We start from the raw sequence: 24,071 nt of genomic DNA, 5'->3' as shown, positions 1-24,071 counted from the left end.
CTCCAGTTCGTCGACCAGTGCCGAGAACTCCGCGTCGTACTCGAATGCGAGATAGGTCACCGCATTGATGGCGGCACACAGTAATTCGGGATCGCCGGTGCGCCGCGCCGTCGCGAGGGCCAGCCGGGCCAGCCGTCGCCCGGCGGCCGACTCCACCAGTCCCGTCTCGAAGGTCGCCGCGACCAGCAGGCGCACCAGATCGGCATCTGTCACGCCGTTCGAATCGGCCTGTGCCGCACCGGTATTCGGGTCTTCATTGGTCAGCGCCGGGGGCCCGGGGACCTCGCTCACCAGCAGGGCCAGGGTGGACGCGCCGATGCCGTACCGGGTCAGGGCGCGCGCCAGCGCCCGCCGCATGTGCTGATCGGGCCTGCGCCAGTTGCGAATCGCCCAGATGATCGGGGCGCGCCAGCAGGTCAGCGCCCGGACCACCAGGTCCGGATCGCCCAGCTGCTCGGCGAGGGTGAGGGCCCGGTCGCGTTCCACGCGGGCCTCCCGATGCCGATTGTCGTAGGCCAGCGCCGTGACCAGCGCACAGCGGGTACGCAGCAGTGCGATGCGGTCGCCGGCGGGCGCGTGGTCGGCGTCGTGGCGCGCCAGCCGGTGCAGGTCCACCGCCGACCGCAGCAGCCGCACACCGGCACTGCGCATCCCGCGGCTGGTGCGCCGCTCGGCCGCCCGCTCCACGTATTCGATGGCGCGCGAGGCGGTTTCGGCGGTCGCGCCGGCGAGGGCGTGCCGGGCCAGCACATCCGGGTCCCGCGCCACCGCCGGATAGGCGTCGGCACGCTGTTCCAGCAGCTCCAGTGCGGCCCAGTGCATCCGGCCCCGTCGCAGCGGCGGTATGCCCAGATACACCGCATCGCGAATCAGCCCGTGCTCGAACCGGATACTCCCGCCGCTCCCCGAGCCCACCAGTCCGGCCGCCTCGGCCGCCGCGACCAGATCGATCACGGTGTCCTCGGCCAGCCCCGCCGCCGCACTGAGGATCGCCAGATCGACGCTCTCACCCCAGATGGACAGCTGCCGCAGCACCTCGGCGACCCCGTCGGGCAGCTGCGCCACCCGATCCTCGATCAGCTCCCGGATCGAATCCGGCACCTCGTCCAAACTGCCCTGTGCGGCAGCCGCTTTCGCCACCTCCCGGACGAACAGCGGATTCCCGCCCGTCCGCCGGTGCAGCTGTTCCAGCGCCTCGGCCTCGATCCCCGTCAGCCCGGCAGCCGCCGCGGCTCGCCGCGTCCCCTCCGCGTCCAGTCCATTGAGTTCCAGCCAGGCGCCCGTATGCTGCGCCAGCGCCGCGACCGTATTGTGGGGCCCTTGCGCCGCCTCCGATCGCCGCATCGTGACCAGCACGAATACTGGCTCGTCCCGCAGCCAGCTCACCACCTGCCGCAATACCTGCAAGGTCTCCGGATCGGCCCGCTGCACGTCCTCCAGCAGCAGCGCCACCGGCGCGGAACCGGCCGCGCGCCTGCATTTTTCCGCGATGACCCATGCCAGCGTGAACGCGTCCTCGGCCGGCGTCCCCGCGTCGATCGCGCTCGGCTGCGGTGCGCCGGGTGAAATCGGCTGGGAGGAGACGGTATCCGGCGGTGCCGCGGGGGGAGTGCCCGGTGCGCCGACCGCGCTCTCCGAAAGCTGCCCAGCCGCAGCCCGGTTCGGCTCGCTCATGTCGAGGGCGGTGCTGATCTCGGTCCAGGCCCAGGCAGTGGGCGCGCCGTCGATCTCCGGGCAGGTTCCCGTCACCGCGGTCCAGCCCGCGGTGGACAGCGTGGCGAGGGTGGCCTCCGCCAGCACGGTCTTGCCGATTCCCGCCTCCCCGGCAACCCAGGCGACCCGCAACTGCCCGGCCCGCGTCGCCTCGGCGGCGTTCAGCAGCTCCGACAACTCGGTGAGATAGCCGGTAGCGCAATGGAACCCGTCGGCAGCCCCGGGGGCGGCGCTGGTTTTCGCGGTCTCGATGCCCGGGCTGGAGACCGGCGCGGGAGCGGCCGTAACCGTGGTGGTGGCAGGGGGTGCGGCGGGGCCGGTGGGGCGGCGGTCGTGAGCCGGCAGGGGTGGGGTCTGGGCGAGGCCGGCGGAGTGATTGAGAATCGCTATTTCGAGTTGGCGCAACGCGGGGGAGGGATCCACGCCGAATAGGCCGCCGAGGAATTCGCGGGAGCGCCGGATGGTGGTGAGCGCCTCGAGCTGCTGACCGAGCTGGTATTGCGCGAGGGCGAGCAGGCGAACGATTTCCTCGCGGCCGGGATTGTCCTCGAAGAGCTGGCGGAGTTCGCGGACCACTTCGCCGGAGCGGCCCAGTTCCAATTCGGTGCGGGCATTGAGTTCGACGGCGGTGAGGTAGAGGTCGGTGAGCCGGTCGGCCTCGGCGCCGGCCCAGTCGGCCTCGGCGAAGGCCTCCAGCGCGGGACCGTGCCAGAGCGAGAGAGCGGCCTCCAGCAGGGCATTGCGCTCGGTGGGATCGGTGTGGATCTCGGGGTTGCTGACCAGTTCCTGATAGGTCCGCAGCTGCTGCTCGAAATGCCATGCGTCCACGGCGTTCTCAGGGATCTTCAGGGCATACCCGGACGACTCGGACACGATGAAGCGGGAGGGCGCACGCCGCGGGCGCTGGGGTTCGAACAGCCGCCGCAGATTGTGGATGTGCACCTGCAGTACCGCGGTGGCCTTGGGTGGCGGATGCCCGGCCCACAGGTCGTCGATCAGCCTTTCGGTGCTCACGACCTGGCCGTGCGCGACGATGAGGCGGCCGAGCACGGCGCGCTGCATGGGGGTGCCCAGGGGGGTGTCGCGACCGTCGACGGACAGCTGCAGGGGGCCGAGCACTCTCAGCTCCGCGCCTGCCATCGGTGTCCTCCTGCGACCGGAAGCGAACTGGTGATTCGCCGCAAGAAGAGCACTATCCCTCAAAAACCTGGAGATGCCAAAAGGTAGCCGAATGGTTGTCTGATAGTTATGGGCGGGCCGCGGCCATAAAGAAGACCGTGTGGTACGGAATTCAGTTTCCAATGCTAACGGTGCGAATGCGTCACACAACCCGGCCGGAAGTGGATCGCAAGAGTGGGCGGGAAGAATGCTTCTGACTGGAAGCAACCTTGAAGTTAAGGGGTGGTTGGTGTGACGAAGCCAGTGGATTTCCCCAGGGGCCTGGGAGAGACCGGCATCGAGCCCGAGAGCATCGGCATGTACGTGGACCGCGACGGCGATATCTGGGAGAAGCAGGACGATGGCTGGCGGCTGATTCTGCAGCGCGGCGTGTCCGTGGACCCGAAGTCCCTCTGGGATTGGACCGAGGGCCACGTCCGCGACTACGCGCCGTTCATGCCGGTCGTCGCCGGGCGCTGACGGTCTCCGCCGCGAGGGTGATCGCGGCGTGCAAATCGACTGCGGCACAATCTATTCGGGTACCGGCGCGCTATTCGGGTACCAGCGCGCCGCTCAGATGGTCGTAGGCCACCTGTGCGTGCAGCCGCACGCCGGTGACGAGGGTGTCGTCGTCGGCGTAGAAGTGCGGGTTGTGGTTCATGAAGAGTCCGCGCCCGCCGGGCACCGGCGTCGGCAGACCCGCGGCGTCGAGCTGCGTGTCCTGTACACCCAGCGTCACGTACAGCCCGCCATACCTGTTGACGAACTCCGAGACGTCGTCGTATCCGAGCGTGGCCCCCGTCGGCACCACCCGGTCGTCCCCGGCCACCCGGCGGAAGGTGGGCAGCCCGGCATCCATCCACGTCTGATCGTTGTGCACGGCGGGCACGTCCTGCAGGAAATCCACTGCGGCCGAACAGTTGTAGGCGGCCGCGGTGTTCGTGGCGAGCGTCCGCAGCCGTGTCTGCACCTCGCCCATGTCGTGCTCCACCGCGCAGCGGATGGTGCCCCACAGCGTCACGGTCTGGCCGATGATATTGAACCGCCCGACGTCCTCGACGTGCCCGATGCTCACCGTGACCGGGTCGAACGCGCTGACCTGCCGGTAGAGCTGCCCGATTCCGGTCAGGATCGCTCCGGCCGCCGGCATCGGGTCGATGCCCATCCACGGCGTGGACCCGTGTACCTGCTGGCCGGTGAGGGTGATCCTGGCCAGGCAGGAGGCCCCGAACTGGTTCCCGACCCGATATCCGATGTAGCCCTTGGGATATGGGGTGACGTGGAATCCGAACGCCATGGTCGGCGCGGGATCGTCGAGCGCGCCCTCGGCGAGCATCTCACGCGCACCGCCCTTTTCGTTCACCGGCGGGCCCTCCTCTGCGGGCTGGAACACGAAAAGTACGGTGCCCGGTAGCTTTTCGCGGACGCCGGCCAGGACAGTGGCCGCGCCCATGAGCATGGCGGTGTGGCAGTCGTGCCCGCAGGCGTGTGACACCGGGAACGGCCCGCCGGGGTACTGCTGATCGACCACGTGGGAGGCGAACGGCACCCCGCACAGGTCCGGCACCGGCAGTGCGTCGATGTCCCCGCGCAGCGCCACCACCCGGTCGCCCGCCTGCCCGCCGCGCAGCACACCGACCACCCCGTGCCCGGCGATGCCGGTGCGAACCTCGTCCAGGCTCAATGCTTTCAGGTGATCGCTGATCAGCGCCGCGGTGTTCACCTCGCGATTGGAGAGTTCCGGATGCTCGTGCAGATGCCGCCGCCGGCGCACCACCTGTCCGGCCACCGCAGCCGCGCGGGCATCGAGTTCGTCGTGGATCGCAGGCATCAGGACTCCGTTCGGTCGGTACTCCGACGACGGGGCGAGGGCCGGACCGATCCGAAACAAAGTCGTTACGGCCATTTGCCGTCCGCGCCGAGGCTACTACTGTGGACCCCGAGTTCGCCATCCGTTAGCTGACGCGTCGGCAGGCTCGTTGCGAACCCGAGTCCTTCCGAGCGTCACCCGAAGCCACGAGGTGACCATGACCCAGGGTTGGCCCAGTTCGATGGGTTCCTTCGACTCCTTCGACGATATCTTCAACCGATTCTTCGGATCCGGAATGTCCCGCCAGCCGCCGGTGCAGCGCATCGACCTGAGTCGTTTGCTGAGCGAGAGCGCCAAACAGGTCGTGGACTCCGCCCGGCAGGCCGCCCACGACTGGGGCAGCGCCGAGATCACCCCCGAGCACCTGCTCTACGCGGCCGCCGCCATCGAGCCGTCCCAGAGCATCATCGCCGAAATCGGCAGGGACCCCGAACAACTGCGCAAGCAGATGCGGACCGCCGCGGGCAGTGGCGTCGGCGCGCACGGCCAAGACCACGCCCTGGCCCTGAGCCCGGGCGCCAAGCTGGCCCTGCGCAATTCGCAGCGCAGCGCCGCCGAAGCGGGCAGCAGCTACATCGGGCCCGAGCACATTCTGCTCGGCATCGCGGGCGTGCACGACAGCCCCGCCGCCCAGGCCCTCTCGGGCGCGAAGATGCCCGCCGCCCAGACCGCCAAGGAGCCCTCCGACACCCCGACCCTCGACGAGTACGGCCGCGACCTCACCGCGGAGGCCCGGGCCGGCCAGGTCGATCCGGTGGTCGGCCGCGCCGAGGAGATCGAGCAGACGGTGGAGATCCTGTCGCGGCGGCGCAAGAACAATCCGGTCCTCATCGGTGATCCGGGCGTCGGCAAGACCGCGATCGTGGAGGGTCTGGCACAGCGCATCGTCAATGGCGACGTGCCTGCCACCCTGACCGATCGCCGGGTTATCGCACTGGACGTGAGCTCGATGGTGGCGGGCAGCAAGTATCGCGGCGAATTCGAGGAGCGGCTCACCAAGGTGCTCGACGAGGTGCGCGCGCACTCCGACGAACTGGTGGTCTTCATCGACGAGCTGCACACCATCGTGGGCGCGGGCGCCGGTGGCGAGGGCTCCATGGACGCGGGCAATATGCTCAAGCCCGCCCTGGCCCGCGGCGAACTGCACGCCATCGGCGCCACCACCATCGACGAGTACCGCAAGTACATCGAGAAGGACGCGGCCCTGGAGCGCCGCTTCCAGCCGGTCATGGTGTCCGAGCCGTCGGTGGTCGACACCATCGAGATCCTGCGCGGGCTCTCCGATGTGTACGAGGAGCACCACCAGGTGCGCTACCTGGACGAGGCGCTGATCGCCGCGGCCGAACTGTCCGACCGCTACATCACCGACCGCTTCATGCCGGACAAGGCCATCGACCTGGTGGACCAGGCAGGTGCGCGGGTTCGATTGCGTACGCGCACACCGGATCCCAAGGTGCGTGAGCTGGAAGACAAACTGGCGCACCTGAATCGGGAGAAGGACGCGGCGGTCGCCGGCGAGGACTACGAGCGGGCCAACAAGATCAAGGCCGAGATCTCGAAGCTGGAGAAGAAGACCGCCGACGAGGTGGACCGCACCGAGATCCCGACGGTCGAGATCACCGATATCGCCGAGGTGGTGTCGCGGCAGACCGGCATCCCGGTCGCCGACCTCACCACCGAGGAACGCGCGAAACTGCTGAAGCTGGAACAGGATCTGCACCGGCGGGTGGTCGGCCAGGACGAGGCCATCGTCGCGGTGGCCGAGGCGGTGCGCCGCGCCCGCGCCGGGCTCAAGGACCCCAACCGGCCCATCGGCTCGTTCCTGTTCCTGGGCCCCACCGGCGTCGGCAAGACCGAACTCGCGAAAGCCCTGGCGGAGGCCGTCTTCGGTGACGAGGACCGGCTCATCCGCTTCGATATGAGCGAGTTCCAGGAGAAGCACACCGTCTCGCGGCTGGTGGGTGCGCCGCCCGGATACGTGGGCTACGACGATGCCGCCCAGCTCACCGACAAGGTGCGCCGGCAGCCGTACTCGGTGATCCTGTTCGACGAGGTCGAGAAGGCGCATCCGGACGTGTTCAATGTGCTGCTGCAGCTGCTCGACGACGGCCGGGTCACCGACTCCAAGGGCCGCACGGTGGATTTCAAGAACACCATCGTGATTCTCACCAGCAATATCGGCTCCGATCTGATCCTGTCCGCGAAGGACGGCGACCTGGACTCGATCACGCCGCAGCTGGAGGAGCGGCTGCGCAGGCAGTTCCGGCCCGAGTTCCTCAACCGGCTCGACGAGCAGATCATCTTCCACCGGCTCGACAGGTCGCAGCTGCGCAATATCGTCGGCCTGGTGCTCGACGGCACCAAGCGGCGGCTGCACGCTCAGGACATCGGCCTGGATGTCTCGGATCGGGCCATGGACTGGCTGGCGGAGAACGGATATCAGCCCGAGTTCGGCGCCCGGCCACTGCGCCGGACCGTGCAGAAGCAGCTGGACAACGCGCTGTCGAAGAAGCTGCTCGAGGGCGCGCTGGCGCCCGGCGACACGGTGCGCATCGATGCCGACGGCAGCGGTCTGCAGATCGAGGCGATCCACCACACCGGTGGGAAGAAGACCGACGCCGAGATCACCGAGGAATCGGTCATGACCGTCGGCAAGGGCGGCAAGGTCAAGTCCGACAAGCCGGATGCCAAGCACGCCGGCGGAAATGGCCACGGCAAGCACAGCACGAAGGCGTCGGGCGGTAAGGCGTCCCCGACCAAGCACTGAGCACTCTCGCACACGAAAAGCGCCGCGCCGGAACCGATCCGGCGCGGCGGTCAGTTCGGTGGCCTGCGCCGGGACGTCGCACACCAGCCAGTGCCGCAGCCCGCTGTCCGTCGGCGCGTCCACATCGAACATGGTCACGGCGAAGCTCTCGGCGTCGCCGGGCGCGCCCGACCACTGCTATCGATCGGCCTGCCCGCTTGGGGGCGGTTGCATGCCAGTTTTGAATAGGCGTTAACTTCTGGTTATGGACCTTGATCGCGACGCCGCGCCGCTGCCCCTGGGCGACCTCGTCGCCGATGGGCCCTTCCCGCCGCATCACCCCGGCTGCTTCGGCTGTGGCCCCGCCAATCCGGCGTCCCCGCAGATCGCCTTCGGGCGTCGGGGCGACACCGTGCGCGGCACCTTCACACTGGACGAGCGGCATCAGGGCGCGCCCGGCGTGGCGCACGGCGGCATCATCGCCGCGGCCCTGGACGACGCCTGCGGCGCGATCCTGGTCCCGCTGCGCCAGCTCGCCGTCACCGTCAAGCTCGACGTCACCTTCTGTGCCCCCGCCCGCCTGCACCGCGATTTCGTGGTCACCGCGGTGCTCGCCGGACGCGAGGGTCGCAAGCTCTTCATCGACACCACGCTGACCGATGGCGACACTGTGATCGCCACCGGCCGGGCGATTTTCGTCGAGGTTGCACCGGAGCACTTCCTGAGTCTCGGTGCGACCCTCGGGGAGATGCCCACCATCGGCCTGTGACTTCGCGCAACCGCGGGGCTACAGGTACACCTGGGCGACAAGGCGCCGCGAGCGCGCCGACCCGGGGCCCGAGTACCGGAACCCGGGCGTAGGCCCGGTTGGCGTTCCTGGTGGAAATGATTCCGGCACGGCGATTTTCGGGAAATTGAATACGGTCCCGGCGCCGCACGGGAATTACTCGCGCGGCGCCGGTGCGCACGGGGTGATCGTCAGCCGACGGCGATCATGCGGGCCGCGTTGGCCGACTCGTCGTCCTTCTCCTCGTTGGCCGCCAATTCGGCGTGCACGCGGTCGAAGTAGCGGTTGATCTCGGCATTGGTGCGCTCGTCGTCCCAGCCCAGGTGCGGGGCGATGAGGCGGGCGATCTCCGGCGCCGCCCGCAGGCCGCGGTCGGGTACCTCGATGGAGATGCGGGTGCGGCGGGTGAGCAGGTCGTCCAGGTGCAGCGCGCCCTCGTGGGTGGCGGCGTAGACGGCCTCGGCGGCCAGGTAGTCCTCAGCGCCCGGAATCGGTTGGCCCAGTTCGGGAACCGCGGCGATGAGGTCGAAGATCTCCGCGGTCAGCGAGCCATAGCGGCCCAGCAGATGCGCCACGGTCTCGACCGGCAGCCCGGCCCGCGCCGCCACATCGGCGATGGTGTCGACCATGTCCTGGTAGCCGACCGCGCCCAGGATGGGCAGGTTCGCGGTCACCGACGGCGCGACATCGTTGCCGAGGCGCTCGGCGGCGGCGTCCACCACATCGGCGGCCATCACCCGGTAGGTGGTGTACTTGCCGCCCGCGATCACGAACAGGCCCGGGGCCGGTTCGGCCACCGCGTGCTCGCGCGACAGCTTGGAGGTCTCCTTCGACGCACCGGTCATGAGCGGCCGCAGGCCCGCGTAGGTGCCGACGATGTCGGCGCGGGTGAGCGGTTCGCGCAGTAGGGAATTGACGTGGTCGAGGATGTACTGCACATCCGCGGCGGTCGCGGTCGGGTGGTTCTTGTCCAGCGACCAGTCGGTGTCGGTGGTGCCGATGATCCAGTGCTCGGCCCACGGGATGACGAACAGCACGGACTTCTCGGTCTTCATGGCGATGCCGGTGTTCAGGTCCAGCTTCTCGCGCGGGACCATGATGTGCACGCCCTTGGACATGCGCACGTGGAACGGGAAGTCCACGCCGGTCATCTTGATCATGTCGTCGGTCCACACCCCGGTCGCCGAGATCACGGTCTTGGCCCGGATGCTGTGCTCCAGACCGGTTTCCAGATCCACGACCTTCGCGCCCACGACCTGCTCGCCATCGCGCAGCAGCCCGGTGACCCGGGTGCGGGTCAGCACGGTCGCGCCGTGCTGGGCCGCGGTGCGGGCGATCATCATGGTGTACCGGGCGTCGTCGACCTGCGCGTCGTAGTAGCGGATGGCGCCGGTCATGGCGTCTTCCCGGAGCGCCGGCGCCAATTCCAGTGCGCCGGAACGGCTCAGGTGCCGGTGCATGGGCACCGAGCGCGCGCCGCCCATGGTGTCGTAGAGGGCGATGCCGGCGCCGATGTAGAAGCGCTCGTAGTGCTTCTGCAGCGGGAACAGGAACGACACCGGGTGCACCAGGTGCGGGGCCAGCTTGTTCAGCAGCAGGCCGCGCTCCTTCAAAGCCTCACGGACCAGCGCGAAGTCGTACTGTTCCAGGTAGCGCAGGCCGCCGTGGATGAGCTTGGAGGACCGGCTGGAAGTGCCGGCGGCGAAGTCGCGCGCCTCGACCAGGGTGACGGACAGGCCGCGAGAGGCGGCGTCGAGGGCGGCGCCCGCCCCGGTCACTCCGCCACCGATCACGAGAACGTCGATTTCGGTGTCGCCGAGCGAATCAATCGCCCGGGCGCGGTAGGCGGGATCCAGTTGTGCGGACACGAAATACTCCTTGTTATCGGTGTTTCGAAGCTTGTGGGCCACCGGTCAGTCCTCGTCGTCGAGGTCGACCCAGTCGAGGGTGCGCGAGACGGCCTTGACCCAGCGCGCATAGCCGCGCTGCCGCTGTTCCTCGGTCATGGTGGGCTGCCAGTTCTTGTCCTCGTGCCAGTTGGCGACGAGTTCGTCCGTGCTACGCCAGAATCCGACCGCGAGACCGGCGGCGTAGGCGGCGCCGAGCGCGGTGGTCTCGGCGACCACCGGCCGGGAGACCGGCACGCCGAGGAAGTCGGCCTGGATCTGCATGGCGAGTTCATTGGTGGTGACGCCGCCGTCGACGCGCAGGGTGTCGAGCCGCACCCCGGAGTCCTGCTGCATGGCCTCGACCACGTCGCGGGTCTGGTAGCAGATGGATTCCAGTGTGGCCCTGGCGATGTGGGCGTTGTTGCTGAAGCGGGACAGGCCCACGATCACGCCGCGGGCATCCGGGCGCCAGTAGGGTGCGAACAGCCCGGAGAAGGCGGGCACGAAGTAGACGCCGCCATTGTCGGGCACCTGACGGGCAAGGGCCTCAACCCTTTCCGCGCCCGAGATGATGCCCAGCTGGTCGCGCAGCCACTGCACGGCCGAGCCGGTGACGGCGATCGAGCCCTCCAGCGCGTACACCGGCTTGTCGTCGCCGAACTGATAGGCGACCGTGGTCAGCAGGCCGTGCTCGGAGTGCACGATCTCGGTGCCGGTGTTCAGCATCAGGAAATTCCCTGTGCCGTAGGTGTTCTTGGCCTCGCCCGGCCGGAAGCAGACCTGGCCGACGGTGGCGGCCTGCTGGTCGCCGAGCACGCCCGCGATTCGCACCGCGCCCTTGAACGGGCCGTCGGGGTAGGTGGTGCCGAAGCCCTCGGGATTCGACGAGGGCGCGATGTGCGGCAGCATGGCGCGGGGCACCCCGAACGCGGCGAGCAATTCGTCGTCCCAGTCCAGGGTTTCGAGGTCCATGAGCATGGTGCGCGACGCATTGGTCGGGTCGGTGACGTGCACACCGCCGTGGACGCCGCCGGTGAGGTTCCAGATGATCCAGCTGTCGGAGGTGCCGAAGAGGGCGTCGCCGTTCTCCGCGTCCGCCCGCACGCCGGGGACATTGTCGAGGATCCACTGCAGCTTGCCGCCGGAGAAGTACGGCGCGGGCGGCAGTCCGGCGCGTTCGCGAATGAGATCGCCGTGGCCGGCCTTCTCCACCTCGGCCACTATGCGGTCGGTGCGGGTGTCCTGCCAGACGATGGCGTTGTAGTAGGGGCGTCCGGTGTGGCGGTTCCACACGATGGTGGTCTCACGCTGATTGGTGACGCCGACGGCGGCCAGGTCGCTCGCGGTGAGACCGGCTCCGGCCAGAGCGCTCTTGATGACGGTGCGGGTGCGCTCCCAGATCTCGTCCGGGTTGTGCTCCACCCAGCCGGCCTGCGGGAGAATCTGCTCGTGTTCGAGTTGATGGCGGGCAACCGCATTGCCGCCGTGGTCGAACACCATGAATCGCGTGGAGGTCGTGCCTTGATCGATGGCTCCGACGTACTGCGTCATCACGGTCCTTCCGGGAAGCTCGTCATTGAGTCCGTTTGCCCTGGTGAGACCGGTAACAGCCGGGCCCGGGCTCAACGTTACGAAGTGGAACGTGCCTACGGCAGGGGGCGCGTTCGACAATGCCGAACGGTTGGCTGATAGGTTACGGGCATGCCGGGTCCGATTCAGTCGATCGAGCGCGCCGCGGCCATGCTGCGGCTACTCGCGCGCGGGTCCGGGCGCATGGGAGTGGGGGAGATCGCCGCGGCGCTGGGGCTGGCCAAGCCGACCGCGCACGGCATTCTGCGGACGCTGCAAGGGGTGGGATTCGTCGATCAGGATCCCGTGACGGGCAAGTATCTGCTGAGTCCGGCACTGCAGGATCTCGGGTCCGGGCACCTGGACGCCAATGAGCTGCGTTCCCGTGCCATCAACCGCGCCGACGCGCTGGCCGCGCGCAGCGGGGAATCGGTGCGGATCGCCGCGCCGGTGGACGGGGGAGTGGTGGTGATCCACCACGTCTTCCGGCCCGACAATACCGAGCAGGAACTGGCGGTCGGAGAGGAATTGCCGTCGCACGCAACGGCGCTGGGCAAGGTGCTGCTGGCCTACGACGGGGAGCTCGCCGACGCGGCGCGCGACGGCCGGCTGCCCGCGATCACGCACCGCACCCTCACCGATCCGGCGGAGCTGCGGCGGGCCATCTCCGAGGTGCGGCGCACCGGCTGGGCCGGGGATATCGGCGAATACCGTTCCGGTGAGGCGAGCGTCGCCGCGCCGATTCGCTCCCGGGGTGGTTTGGTGGTGGGTGCCATCGGCATCACCGGGCCGGTCGACCGGCTCTGCGACGGGCAGCTGCGGTTCCGGTCCGCGCCCATCGCCCAGGTGCGCGACGCGGCCGCCGCGGTGTCCCGGGATCTCGGTGGCGCGCAATGACTTTTCCGGACAGGAGCAGGCTCGGATGACGCAACGCTATGTGCTCGCCATCGACCAGGGCACCACCTCCACCCGGGCCATCCTCTTCGATCAGCGGGCGCGGCTGACCGGGGTGGCGCAGCGCGAGCACCGGCAGCACTATCCGCGGCCGGGGTGGATGGAGCAGGACGCGCTCGAGATCTGGCGCAATGTGGAGCGCATCGTGCCCGCGGCACTGCGGGATTCGGGGATCACCCTGGAGCAGGTGGCCGCGGTCGGGATCGCCAATCAGCGCGAGACCACGGTGGTATGGGACCGGCACACCGGGACGCCGATCGGGCGGGCCATCGTGTGGCAGGACGTGCGCACCGAGGAGCTCGTCGAGCGGCTGCGGAAATCGCCCGGGGCGGAACGGATTCGGGAGCTGTGCGGCCTGCCGCTGGCCACTTACTTCGCCGCGCCGCGGCTGCGATGGCTGCTGGATCGCACGCCGGGACTGCGGGAGCGGGCCGAGCGCGGCGACGTGCTGTTCGGGACCATGGAGACCTGGCTCATCTGGAACCTCACCGGGGGAGCCGATCACGGGGTGCACGTCACCGATGTCTCCAATGCCGGTCGGACGCTGCTGATGAACCTGTCCACCCTGGAGTGGGATCGAGAACTGTTGCGGTTCTTCGATATTCCCAAGGCGATGCTGCCCCGGATCCAGCCCTCGACCGGTGAATTCGGCACGGCGCGGCGCGTGCTGCCGGGGGTGCGGATCGCGGCGGCGCTGGGCGATCAGCACGCGGCGCTGTTCGGGCAGACCTGTTTCGCGCCCGGCGAGACCGAATGCACCTACGGCACCGGCGGATTCCTGCTCATGAACACCGGGCGGGAGCTGGTGCGGTCCGAGCACGGACTGCTCACCACCATCGGGTACCAGGTGGGGCCGGAACCGGTGTACGCGCTGGAGGGGCCGATCGCGGTGACCGGCTCGCTGGTGCAGTGGCTGCGGGACAATATCGGGCTCATCGCCAGTGCGCCGGAGATCGAAACCCTCGCGGGCACAGTCGAAGACAACGGCGGCTGCTATCTGGTGCCCGCCTTCTCGGGGCTGTACGCGCCGCACTGGCGCAGTGACGCGCGCGGGCTGCTCATCGGGCTCACCTCGTACATCACCAAGGGGCACATCGCCCGTGCCGTGCTCGAGGCCACGGCCTGGCAGACGCGCGACGTGGTGGAGGCCATGAATGCCGACTCGGGACTGCAGGCCGGGGCGCTGCGGGTGGCAGGCGGGATGACCTCGGACAACCTGCTCATGCAGATCATTGCCGACGTGCTCGACATACCGGTCATGCGTCCGATCGTGGCGGAGACGGTGTCGCTGGGCGCGGCCTACGCGGCGGGCCTGGCGGTCGGTTACTGGCCGGATCTCGAGGGCCTGCGCCACAATTGGCGCGTCGCGGCGCAGTGGCTGCCGCGCATGGACGCCGACCTGCGCGCCGAGGAGTACGACAACTGGAAGCGGGCCGTGCAGCTTACCTTCGGCTGGCTGCGGCCCAACAAGCCGGTGCCCTGACGACGCGGAAGTCGTTGACCTAACGTGGCAGGTATGCGGCTCTACGTCGGTTGCGCAATGTGGACACACCCGGACTGGCAGGAGAAGCCGCTACCCCCTGCAGAACGCCTGCGCACGTACTCCTCCTGGTGCAATGCGGTGGAGGGCAACACCACCTTCTACGCGGTCCCGCAGCGGCGCACCGTCCAATCCTGGGCCCGCCAAACCGATCCCGACTTCCGCTTCGTGATCAAACTGCCCCGCACCATCACCCACGACCGCCGCCTCACCGGCATCGACGACGAGATGGCGGCATTCCTGGACGCCATCGAACCGCTGGGCCGCCGCCTGCACTCGCTGTGGGTGCAGCTGCCCGCCTCCTTCACCAATCTGCCCGCCCTCGCCGAGCTGCTCGACGGCCTGCCGTCGCACTACCGCTGCGCCGTCGAGGTGCGCCATCCCGCCTTCTTCGAAAACCCGCGCGCCACCGCCCAACTCGAACAGGTACTGACGGCCGCGGGTGCGGAGTGGATCCCGTTCGACACCACCGTCCTGTTCGACGGCCCGCCCGTCAGCCCGGCCGAGTACGAGGCCCGCTCCAAGAAGCCCAATAACCCGCGCCGCACCCGCGCCCTCACCGAATACCCCATCGTGCGCTATCACGGCCGCGACGACATCGCCACCACCGTCGCCGGCTGGCAGCCCTGGATCGACACCACCGTCGCCTGGCTGCGCGAAGGCCGCTCCCCGACCGTGTTCATCCACACGCCCGACAATGCCTCGGCCCGCACCCTCGCCCGCCGCTTCCACGCCGAGGTCCGTGCCCACCTCCCTGACCTGGAACCCCTGCCGGACCCCCTCCCCACCGACCCGATGACCCTGTTCTGACCGGACCCGCGGACCGTTCGGCGCGGGCCGAAGGATGGCGGCGGGACACTGGACCCATGGAACCGATCAGAGACGGCGATGTGGACATCTCCGGAGCCGCCCGCCTCCTGGCCGACCCGGCCCGGGCCCGCATGCTCACCGTCCTGGCCGACGGCCGCGCCCAGCCGGCCGGCGAACTGGCCCGGGCGGCGGGCGTCACGGCCGCGACCGCCAGCGAGCACCTGGGCAAGCTGGTCGATCAGGGCTGGCTGGCCGTCGAGAAGGCGGGCCGCCACCGCTACTACCGCATCGCACTCCCCGAGGTGGTCCAGGTCCTGGAAGCCATGGCCCTGATCTCGCCGGTCCAACCGGTCCGTTCGCTACGTGGCGCTCGCGCCAACCGCGACCTGAAGCTCGCCCGCACCTGCTACGACCATCTCGCCGGAGCCGTCGGGGTAGCGATCTTCGACGCCCTGCACGACGCCGCCCTGCTGAACGTGATCGGCGGCCACTGGACCGCCACCGACCACACCCACCCCCTCCTCGACGAATTGGCCATCACCCCAACCGATCTCCGCCATTTCGGCCGCCGCCCACCGGTCAAGGTCTGCCTCGACTGGTCCGAACGCCGCTACCACCTGGCCGGCGGCCTCGGCGCACTGATGCTGCGCCGCATGCTCGACAAAAACTGGTGCGCCGCCGGAACCACCCCCCGCGCAATGGCATTCACCCCCGCCGGCTGGGCAGCACTCGACCGTACAGCCGGCATCGACAAGACCGCCATCAGCTCCGACCCCGCCGGAACCGCCACCCCAGCCCCCGCAAAGGTCGTTCCACGCGGCGCCTGAAAGACCGGGCCGCGCACCTCCCACACGAACACCGGCAGGCACGCCATCTCCGGGTCGATCGACGCCGGGATGGTTCGGTCCGGGCCGAAGTTGTTGGGGGCCAGGGTGGAGGGCATGATCCGAACACTGGAAAAGGCGCGGACCGGGAGTGGTGGGCCGGCGCTGGCGGCGATTTCCGCCGGGTATTTCGTTGTCATTCTCGATGCCACGATCGTGAACATCGCGTTGGATCGGATGGCGGTCGGGCTGCATACGACGGTGACGGGGCTGGAGTGGGTGGTCGACGGGTATACCGTCACCGTCGCGGCGCTGCTCATGCTGGGTGGCGGGCTGGCGGATCGGTTCGGGGCTCGGCGGTCCTTTCAGGCGGGGCTGGGGTTCTTCGCGGTGGCCTCGGTGGGGTGTGCGGTGGCGCCGGAAGTCGGGCTGCTGGTAGCGGCCCGGGTGATGCAGGGAATCGGTGCGGCGCTGCTGATTCCGGCCTCGCTGGCATTGATCCGGTTCACGTATCCGGATGCGGCGGAGCGGGCGAGGGCCACCGGGATCTGGGGTGCGATCGGGTCGACGGCGGCCAGTTGCGGGCCGGTGCTGGGCGGCGTGCTTTCCGAAACCTTTGGCTGGCCCGCGATTTTCGCCATCAACGTGCCGGTGTGCGCGGTGACGGCGGTGCTGATCCATCGGGCAGCACCGTCTGTACCCGGTGTGGCGCAGCCGATTCCGGTGTCGGGGCACGTCGCGGCCGTCGTCGCCATGGCGGGAGTCACCGCCTTCGTGATTCTCGGCGGTGCCCGTCCCATGCGTCCGGAGCTGCTCACGGTCACGGTTGTGGCGGCGTCGGCAGGTCTGCTGCTGGGATCTGCGGCGGCACGCTCGGGTAAAGGGCTGCTGCCCAAGGGGCTTCGCCGCGAACGTGGTTTCACCGGCGGTGCGATGATCGGCCTGGCGCAGAACTTCGGCTTCTACGGCGAGCTCTTCGTGGTCGGCCTGTACCTGCAACGGCACCTGGGCTATTCGCCCGCGCTGGCCGGTGCGGCACTGCTGCCCGAGATGGCCGTCGGCATCCTGGCCTCCGCCCTGGGCGGCCGGCACGCCGCGCGCCGCGGCCCCCGGGTGGTCATCGTCACCGGTCTGACCATCGGCGCGACGGGGCTGATCGGCCTTGCCTGCATCAGCGCCCGGACGCCCTATCCGGTGGTCGCGATCCCCTTGCTGCTCATCGGTTTCGGTATGGCCTACACCATGCCCGCGGCCACCAATGTCACCGTTTCGGCTGCGGGCCCGGCGCACGCGGGGTTGGCCGCCGCCGCGTTCAATGCCGCCCGGCAGCTGGGTTCGGCGCTCGGTGTCGCGGTCCTGGGCGCGCTGATTCCGATCGCCCCCGATTCGCTCGCCATCCCGCTGGCGATCGCCGCCGCGGTCTACCTCGTCGCCGCCATCCTGGCCCGGTCGCTCCTCCCGGCGCTGGGTCGTCCGTGAATGCGGCAGGGTCGACCCTGAATGTGGACGCGGTAACGGCGGGGCGGGCTCGGCCCGCTCCGCCGTGTGCCACCGGATGATTCAGCCCACGAGGACCGGGGGTTTGCCGGAGCGCTGGGCTTCGCGGGCGAGCGCGCGGTCGCGCTGCTCCTCGAAGCGGACCACATCCTTGCGGAGCTTGTCGAGGAATTCGCCGAGCTCGTTGCGGCGCCGGTCGCCGGCAGGGCCGAAGTCGGTGCGCTCGAAGATGTTCCACTTCTTGAGGTTGGGGATCAGCACCTCGTCGAGGTGCTGGCGCAGATCGTAGATGCCGTGCTTGGCCATCAGCACGCCGTTGCGGCGGAAGTTGGGCATGCCCAGGCCGGGCATCTGGAAGCTCACCACGACATTGGTGATGGCATCCATGGCCTGGTCGGGCGAGAGGTCCAGGGCCGCGGCGCACATGTTGCGGTAGAAGAGCATGTGCAGGTTCTCGTCCGCGGCGATCCGCTGCAGCATGCGGTCCGCGATGGGGTCGTCGCACACTCTGCCGGTATTGCGGTGGGACACCCGGGTCGCCAATTCCTGGAATGTCACATAAGCGACGGAATGCATAAATCCGGCATCGGCCTGAATGAACTCGGTATCCGAGTACTTCCTGATCAGATGCGCGGGGTTGTACCCGTCGGTCATGTGAATCATTCGTGCCTGTTCCAGCGCCACCGGATCCACCCCCCGGGTGACCACCAGATAGTCGCGCATCACGATGCCGTGCCGGTTCTCCTCGGCCGTCCAGCGGCCCACCCAGGTACCCCAAGCCCCGTCCTGGGAGAAGTTCTCGGCGATTTCCCGGTGATAGCTGGGCAGATTGTCCTCGGTGAGAAGATTGGTCACCATGGCCGCCTTGGCAACCTCGCTGAGCTTCGACTGCTCGGGTTCCCAGTCCACACCTGCCATAGCTGCGAAGTTGCGACCGAGATCCCACGGCACGTAGTCGTGCGGGTTCCAGTCCTTGGCCATCGATAGGTGACGGTTCACGTTCTGCTCGGCAATCGGTTCCAGCTCGATGAGCAGCTCCAACTGCGTGAGACTCCTGGCCACGATCCTGTGCCCTCCCTCGAAATGGCTCGGCGCTGGGGGAATGATGTTAGGAGAGAAATGCTGGAGATCCGGCGATCGCCGTCGCGGCGAGGGGATCCGTGAAGTTGAAAGGGATGCCCGCGTGTCGCTTAACGAGACTGATCGGCTCCGCCTCGGATAATCTAGCTCAGTTCGCCGAATATTGGCTTCATACCCCGCCGATGCGTTCACGGCCGGGCTTGCTCGCTAGTTCCAAACCAGTCCTTGACAGCCATGCGGATCGCACGCTGGTTCGCCGAAGCATTGCTACGGAGAGTGAACATGCAGACGCCCCATCGCCGGCAGTACCCCAGTGTCGTGGTCACCGCGCTCGCGGCGACCACCTCGATCGCGGGCGACGTCGACTCGACGTGGAAGGGACTACTCAACGGGGAGAGCGGGATCGACGTCCTCGAGGACAGCTTCCTCGACGATTTCGGCTTACCGGTCCGCATCGGTGGTCACCTCAAGGTCTCGCCCGCCGGCCTGGTGACCAATGCCGAGGCCCGGCGCCTGTCCTACGTCGAGCAGATGGCGTTGGTGCTGGGTCGCGAGGTGTGGGCCAATGCCGGCAGCCCCGAGGTGGACCAGGATCGCCTCGGCGTCTCCATCGGCACCGGGATCGGCGGCGCGGAGATGCTCATGTCCGCTCGCGACAAGCTGGTCAACGGCGGCTACCGCAAGGTGGTCCCGAACACCGTGCAGGCCGTGATGCCCAATGGCGCGGCCGCCTGCGTCGGTGTCGAGCTGGGCGCGAGGGCCGGTGTGTGCACTCCCGTTTCGGCTTGTTCGTCCGGTTCGGAGGCAATCTGCAATGCCTGGCGCATGGTCGTGATGGGCGACGCCGACATGGTGGTCACCGGCGGCGTGGAGGGCTCCATTCAGGCGCTGCCCATCGCCGGGTTCTCCATGATGCGCGCCTTGAGCACCCGCAACCACGACCCCAAGGGCGCCTCACGGCCGTTCGATATGGACCGCGACGGTTTCGTTTTCGGTGAGGCGGGCGCGCTCATGGTCATCGAGACCGAGGAGCACGCCAAGGCCCGCGGCGCCACCATCCACGCCCGCATCATGGGCGCGGGCGTCACCTCCGACGGCTTCCACCTGGTCGCCCCCGACCCCGAGGGCACCGGCGCGGCGCGTGCCATGTCCCGCGCCATGGAGTACGCGGGCCTGTCCAAATCCGATGTCACGCATATCAATGCGCACGCCACCGCCACGCCCATCGGCGATACCGCGGAGGCGAACGCCATCAAGCAAGCTGTCGGCAATCACGCTGCGGTGTACGCGCCGAAATCCGCCCTCGGGCATTCCATCGGCGCGGTCGGCGCGCTGGAGTCGATCATCACCGTCCTCAGCGTGCGGGACGGAATCATCCCCGCCACACTGAATTTGGAGAATCAGGACCCCGAGATTGACCTGGATGTGGTGAAAGGCCAGGCCCGGCCGGGTCGCTACGACTACGCCCTGAACAACTCCTTCGGCTTCGGCGGGCACAACGTGGCCATTGCTTTCGGCCGCTACTGATCGCCCCGGCCGTACGCGGTACCTCCATCGGCCGTAGGCAGTGACGCCGGATTCCGGCACCTGCTAGAGTTCCCCAGCCCCCAGCTACATTCGGGCTTTCGTGTCGATCTTTGTTCGGTGTCACTGCACAGTTCTGACGACTGTGAGTTGAAAAAGGATAGGGAATGATCGGCGAGACCATCGATGACTATCTGGACGAGCACGGCAACATCAAGATCCCTGACAGCCAGACCATGGTCGACCTGCTCGACAAGCACGCCGCGGCCAACGGGGACGAGCTCGCCTACCGCTATATCGACTATTCACGCGAACGCGACGGCGAGTACCACGACATCACGTGGAATCGCTTCGGCATCCGGCTACGCGCCGTAGCCGCCCGACTACAGCAGGTCACGCAGCCGGGCGACCGGGTCGCCATCCTGGCGCCGCAGGGACTCGACTACATCGTGGCGATGTACGCCGCGGTGTACGCGGGCAATATCGCGGTACCGCTGTTCGATCCGGACGAGCAGGGGCACACCGACCGGCTTTACGCCGTGCTCGAGAACTGCATGCCCGCGGCCGTCCTGACGGTCGGTGCGGCCGCCTCCGGGGTGCGCGAGATCTTCAAACACCTACCCGCGCCGCAGCGTCCGCGCATCGTGGCGGTCGAGGCGATCCCGGACGGCGTGGGGGAGAGCTGGGTGCGGCCGCACCTGCAGATGGACGATGTGGCCTACCTGCAATACACCTCGGGCTCCACCCGTACTCCGGCCGGCGTGGAGATCACGCACCGGGCGGTCGGCACCAACCTGCTGCAGATGATCGATGCCATCGGCATCACCGAGAAGGCCCGCGGCGTCACCTGGCTGCCGCTGTTCCACGATATGGGGCTGCTGACGGTCATCCTGCCCACCATCGGCGGCAAGTACATCACCATCATGTCGCCCAGCGCCTTCGTGCGCCGGCCCTACCGCTGGATCAAGGAGCTGGCCGCCCAGGAGGACGGCGCCGAGATCTTCGCCGCCGCACCGAATTTCGCCTTCGAGCACGCCGCGGTCCGCGGATTGCCCAAGGCCGGTGAGGAATTGGACCTGTCCAATGTCATCGGACTGATCAATGGCAGCGAGCCGGTGTCGGTGACCTCGATGCAGAAGTTCAACGATGCCTTCGCCCCGTACGGCCTGCCCAAGACCGCCATCAAACCCTGCTACGGCATGGCCGAGGCCACGCTGTTCGTCTCCGCAACCAAGCGCGAGGACGAGGCCCGCACGGTCTGGGTGGACCGCACCCGGCTCAATGCCGGGCAGATGGTCGAGGTCGACGAGTACGCGGAAAACGCTGTGGCCCAGGTGTCCTGCGGCTACGTGGCGAAGTCCCAGTGGGCGGCCATCGTGGACCCGGACACCGGCGTGGAGAAGGCCGAGGGCGAGGTCGGCGAGATCTGGTTGCACGGTGCGAACATCGGTCGCGGCTACTGGGGCCGTCCGGAGGAGAGCCTTGCCACGTTCCACAACAGGCTCACCTCCCGGCAGCCCGCGAGCCACGCGGAAGGTGCGGCGGCGGACGGGAACTGGATGCGCACCGGCGACTTCGGCGCGTACTACGACGGCGAGCTCTTCATCACCGGCCGCGTCAAGGACCTGGTGATCGTGGACGGCCGCAACCACTATCCGCAGGATCTGGAGTACTCCGCCCAGGAGTCCAGCACCGCCCTGCGCCCGGGTTTCGTGGCGGCCTTCTCGGTCGCGGGGGATCAGCTCCCGGCCGAGGTGGTCGCGGTCGACACCGCCGCGCCGGCCTCCGAGCAACTGGTCATCGTGGCCGAACGCGGCACCGGCGCGGCCAAGCTCGACCCGGAGCCGATCACCGAGTCCGTGCGGGCGGCCATCGCCAAGCGCCACGGCGTCACCGTGCGGGACCTGCTGCTGGTTCCCGCGGGCTCGATTCCGCGCACCTCCAGCGGCAAGATCGCCCGCCGCGCCTGCAAAGCGGCCTACCTGGAGGGCACCCTCCGCGGTGGCCAGCGCCAGCAGGCGTTCCCGGACGAGACCGACTGACCGGGTTTCCCGGCGAGTGGCACACCTCCGGGAGGCCTCGAAGGTGTGCCACTCGGCGTTTCGGGTCGAGGGGATGCGTCAGTTATCGAGCTGTACCGAGGTGAGCTGCTCGGCGGGGTGGGCAGCACGCGCGGCCAGGGTGCGGGCGGCGGCATTCAGGCTGGTGCGGGCATCCGCATCGGCAACCAGGCCATCCGGTCCGATACCGCTCTGGAGCACGGTGATGCGGCCACAGGCCGCCTCGACCAACTCGGCTCCGACGTAGCCGAGCACGGTGCGCAGGGTGGCCACGGCGGCCTCACCGCGGCCCTCGTAGGCGACGTTCACGTAGGCGACCGGCTTGTCGCTGAGATCGGCATTGCCGACCGTCCACTCGAGCAGGTTCTTCAGGCTGCCGGGGATCATCCCCGCGTATTCCGGGGTGCAGAACAGCACCGCGTCGACCTCGGCGAGCTGCCGGTGCAGGGCCTCGACCACGGGCGGCTCGGGCTCGTCACCGGGGATGAAAGCGGGCAGGTCGAGCAGGCCCTGGTACCGAACGGCCTCGAAGTCGGACCCGGCGTCGGCGGCGATCGAGCGCAGCGCGGCGGTGTTCGTCGAGCCCTCGCGAGTGCTGCCCGAAATCAACAGGATGCGGGGAATAGTCACAACTGCGCCAACACGGCTGGGGCCGGGAGTATTTCGAGGTCAGGGGGTCGTTGACTCTTATGCGCCGTCCCACCGAATGGGAGTTGTTGTGACAAGAGGTGTCGCTATCTCTCATAGTGGGTATGGTTCCGTTCAACCGAACTGTCCGGGACAGCTGAAGCCACCCCTCAGGTCCGGTTGTACGACAACTGCATAACGCGAGTGTGTGCAAGAAGGGCAGGCAACGATGACTGCGAACACCAACCGCCTCGACGAGGCGGCGGTCGGTGCCGGATATCCCGGTGCGTTCGAACCCGGCAGGCTGCTGGCCGCCGAACCGATGACCGCACGGATGCTGCCCGGGGTTCCGCTGCCTGCTCGCGCCTGGCGCATCAAGTACACATCGACCACCGCCACCGGAGCTCCGACGCAGGTCAGCGGCACCGTGCTGGTGCCGAACACGCCGTGGCGCGGACCCGGTGCGCGCCCGCTGGTCGGGTACGCCGTCGGCACGCAGGGCCTGGCGAACACGGTCGCCGCCGCGTCCTGGCAGCTGCGGTTCGGGCTGGAGTACGAATCGGTCTTCCTCCGCGCCGCCCTGCGCCACGGCTGGGCGCTCGCCATCACCGACTATCCGGGCCTGGGCACTCCGGGTCTGCACCCGTACGTCATGGGCCGCGCCCTGGGCCCGGCTGTCCTGGACAGCATGCGCGCCGCGCGCCGGCTGCCCGAGGCGGACCTGGATCCCGATGGCCCGCTGGGCATCTACGGCTACTCCGAGGGCGGCAATGCCGCGGGCTGGGCGCTGCAGTTGCAGCCCGACTATGCCCCTGACCTGCCGCTCGCCGGCGGCGTGGTCGGCTCGGCGCCGGCCGACATGGTCGACATGGTCAAGTTCCTGGACGGCACGCCCTACGCCTTCCTGCTCTTCTACGGTGTGCTCGGCATCGAGGCCGCCTATCCGGAACTGAATGTGCTGCAGCACCTCAAGCCGCAGGGCCGCGCCCTGGCCGCGCTGTTCCGCCACACCCATGTCGCCGCCGCGGCCGTGCTCGGGATCGGTGCGGGTCTGATCGTGCCCACGAAGGTGTCGACCTTCTGCCACCGGCCCCCGTTCGACGTGCCCGAGGTCAAGGCCCGGCTGCTGGAGAACCGGCTGGGCGGAATCGCGCCCGCCACACCGGTTCTGGTGGCCGGCGGCACCAGCGAGCAGGTCATCCCGTATCCGCAGGCCGTGCGCCTCGCGGAGGAGTGGGAGGCGCTGGGCGCGGATGTCACCATGCACACCATGCGGGGACGTGAACACATCGGCGGCGCAATGGCCTTCGCGGGACCGGCCATGCGGTTCCTCTCCGAGCGTTTCACCGAGGAGGCCGACGCTCCGGTGCTGCTCCGCGGGGCGTAATCATCGAGAAAGGGCCGGGATCCACCGACGGATCCC

Annotated in this window: 17 protein-coding genes and 1 pseudogene; 11 read left to right on the top strand and 7 right to left on the bottom strand. The window is 68.7% G+C overall.

Translation table 11 applies throughout. The features are described 5' to 3' along the window. A partial coding sequence (locus ACFXN1_RS36750; RefSeq protein WP_379463799.1) for a BTAD domain-containing putative transcriptional regulator occupies positions 1–2,853 on the bottom strand: 2,853 nt, incomplete at its 3' end. Between the two features lie 270 nt (positions 2,854–3,123). Here ACFXN1_RS36750 and ACFXN1_RS36745 point away from each other — a divergent pair. Further along, positions 3,124–3,351, top strand: a complete 228-nt coding sequence (locus tag ACFXN1_RS36745) for a hypothetical protein (RefSeq protein WP_379400612.1) — start codon at positions 3,124–3,126, stop codon at positions 3,349–3,351. Between the two features lie 70 nt (positions 3,352–3,421). Here ACFXN1_RS36745 and ACFXN1_RS36740 read toward each other — a convergent pair whose 3' ends face one another. Then, entirely contained in the window at positions 3,422–4,702 is a 1,281-nt protein-coding gene (locus ACFXN1_RS36740) for a M20 family metallopeptidase (RefSeq protein WP_379436466.1), read from the bottom strand. A 196-nt stretch (positions 4,703–4,898) separates the two neighbouring features. Between ACFXN1_RS36740 and ACFXN1_RS36735 the strand changes: the two genes are divergently transcribed. Then, positions 4,899–7,508 (top strand): ATP-dependent Clp protease ATP-binding subunit, encoded by a 2,610-nt coding sequence (locus ACFXN1_RS36735; RefSeq protein WP_379436468.1) that lies wholly within the window; start codon positions 4,899–4,901, stop codon positions 7,506–7,508. Positions 7,509–7,565: 57 nt separating this feature from the next. Here the strand turns inward: ACFXN1_RS36735 and ACFXN1_RS36730 are convergent. After that, positions 7,566–7,673: pseudogene (locus tag ACFXN1_RS36730) on the bottom strand (YbhB/YbcL family Raf kinase inhibitor-like protein); the annotation flags it as partial. A gap of 79 nt (positions 7,674–7,752) precedes the next feature. Here ACFXN1_RS36730 and ACFXN1_RS36725 point away from each other — a divergent pair. Continuing rightward, positions 7,753–8,256 carry a PaaI family thioesterase gene (locus tag ACFXN1_RS36725; protein ID WP_379436470.1) on the top strand — a complete coding sequence of 168 codons (504 nt, stop codon included), beginning with the start codon at positions 7,753–7,755 and terminating at the stop codon, positions 8,254–8,256. 209 nt (positions 8,257–8,465) lie between these two features. Here the strand turns inward: ACFXN1_RS36725 and glpD are convergent, their stop codons facing one another. Both glpD and glpK (ACFXN1_RS36715) read right to left on the bottom strand, forming a co-directional pair. Then, the gene (gene glpD / locus ACFXN1_RS36720) at positions 8,466–10,142 is read right to left on the bottom strand and encodes a glycerol-3-phosphate dehydrogenase (RefSeq protein ID WP_379436471.1); all 1,677 of its coding nucleotides are present in this window, start codon (positions 10,140–10,142) and stop codon (positions 8,466–8,468) included. 45 nt (positions 10,143–10,187) lie between these two features. Further along, positions 10,188–11,714: a glycerol kinase GlpK gene (gene glpK, locus ACFXN1_RS36715; RefSeq protein ID WP_379436473.1), complete on the bottom strand. Its 1,527-nt coding sequence runs from the start codon at positions 11,712–11,714 to the stop codon at positions 10,188–10,190. Between the two features lie 150 nt (positions 11,715–11,864). Between glpK (ACFXN1_RS36715) and ACFXN1_RS36710 the strand changes: the two genes are divergently transcribed. From ACFXN1_RS36710 to ACFXN1_RS36690, 5 genes are all read left to right on the top strand, one after another. After that, positions 11,865–12,629: an IclR family transcriptional regulator gene (locus tag ACFXN1_RS36710; protein ID WP_379436474.1), complete on the top strand. Its 765-nt coding sequence runs from the start codon at positions 11,865–11,867 to the stop codon at positions 12,627–12,629. A 25-nt stretch (positions 12,630–12,654) separates the two neighbouring features. Further along, positions 12,655–14,169 carry a glycerol kinase GlpK gene (gene glpK, locus ACFXN1_RS36705; RefSeq protein ID WP_379436476.1) on the top strand — a complete coding sequence of 505 codons (1,515 nt, stop codon included), beginning with the start codon at positions 12,655–12,657 and terminating at the stop codon, positions 14,167–14,169. 33 nt (positions 14,170–14,202) lie between these two features. Next, positions 14,203–15,036 carry a DUF72 domain-containing protein gene (locus ACFXN1_RS36700; RefSeq protein ID WP_379387839.1) on the top strand — a complete coding sequence of 278 codons (834 nt, stop codon included), beginning with the start codon at positions 14,203–14,205 and terminating at the stop codon, positions 15,034–15,036. 56 nt (positions 15,037–15,092) lie between these two features. Further along, a complete protein-coding gene (locus tag ACFXN1_RS36695; RefSeq protein ID WP_379436477.1) occupies positions 15,093–15,863 on the top strand; it encodes an ArsR/SmtB family transcription factor in 771 nt (256 codons plus the stop codon). 114 nt (positions 15,864–15,977) lie between these two features. After that, positions 15,978–17,339: an MFS transporter gene (locus ACFXN1_RS36690; RefSeq protein WP_379436479.1), complete on the top strand. Its 1,362-nt coding sequence runs from the start codon at positions 15,978–15,980 to the stop codon at positions 17,337–17,339. An 81-nt stretch (positions 17,340–17,420) separates the two neighbouring features. Here ACFXN1_RS36690 and ACFXN1_RS36685 read toward each other — a convergent pair whose 3' ends face one another. Then, positions 17,421–18,419, bottom strand: coding sequence for an acyl-ACP desaturase (locus ACFXN1_RS36685; RefSeq protein ID WP_379436480.1), 999 nt, complete (start codon positions 18,417–18,419; stop codon positions 17,421–17,423). 300 nt (positions 18,420–18,719) lie between these two features. Here ACFXN1_RS36685 and ACFXN1_RS36680 point away from each other — a divergent pair, with 300 nt between their 5' ends. Together ACFXN1_RS36680 and fadD32 are read left to right on the top strand one after the other, a co-directional pair. Then, positions 18,720–19,964, top strand: coding sequence for a KasA/KasB family beta-ketoacyl-ACP synthase (locus ACFXN1_RS36680; RefSeq protein ID WP_379400601.1), 1,245 nt, complete (start codon positions 18,720–18,722; stop codon positions 19,962–19,964). 167 nt (positions 19,965–20,131) lie between these two features. After that, entirely contained in the window at positions 20,132–22,003 is a 1,872-nt protein-coding gene (gene fadD32, locus ACFXN1_RS36675; RefSeq protein ID WP_379436558.1) for a long-chain-fatty-acid--AMP ligase FadD32, read from the top strand. A gap of 78 nt (positions 22,004–22,081) precedes the next feature. On the opposite strand, the gene ACFXN1_RS36670 is transcribed toward fadD32, so the two are convergent. Beyond that, positions 22,082–22,651, bottom strand: coding sequence for an NADPH-dependent FMN reductase (locus tag ACFXN1_RS36670; RefSeq protein ID WP_379436481.1), 570 nt, complete (start codon positions 22,649–22,651; stop codon positions 22,082–22,084). 226 nt (positions 22,652–22,877) lie between these two features. Between ACFXN1_RS36670 and ACFXN1_RS36665 the strand changes: the two genes are divergently transcribed. Further along, a complete protein-coding gene (locus tag ACFXN1_RS36665) occupies positions 22,878–24,035 on the top strand; it encodes a lipase family protein (protein WP_379436483.1) in 1,158 nt (385 codons plus the stop codon). Positions 24,036–24,071 lie beyond the last annotated feature (36 nt).

Source organism: Nocardia sp. NPDC059154, assembly GCF_042755705.1.
Lineage (GTDB): Bacteria > Actinomycetota > Actinomycetes > Mycobacteriales > Mycobacteriaceae > Nocardia.
This window is presented reverse-complemented; position numbering and strand designations above follow the sequence as displayed.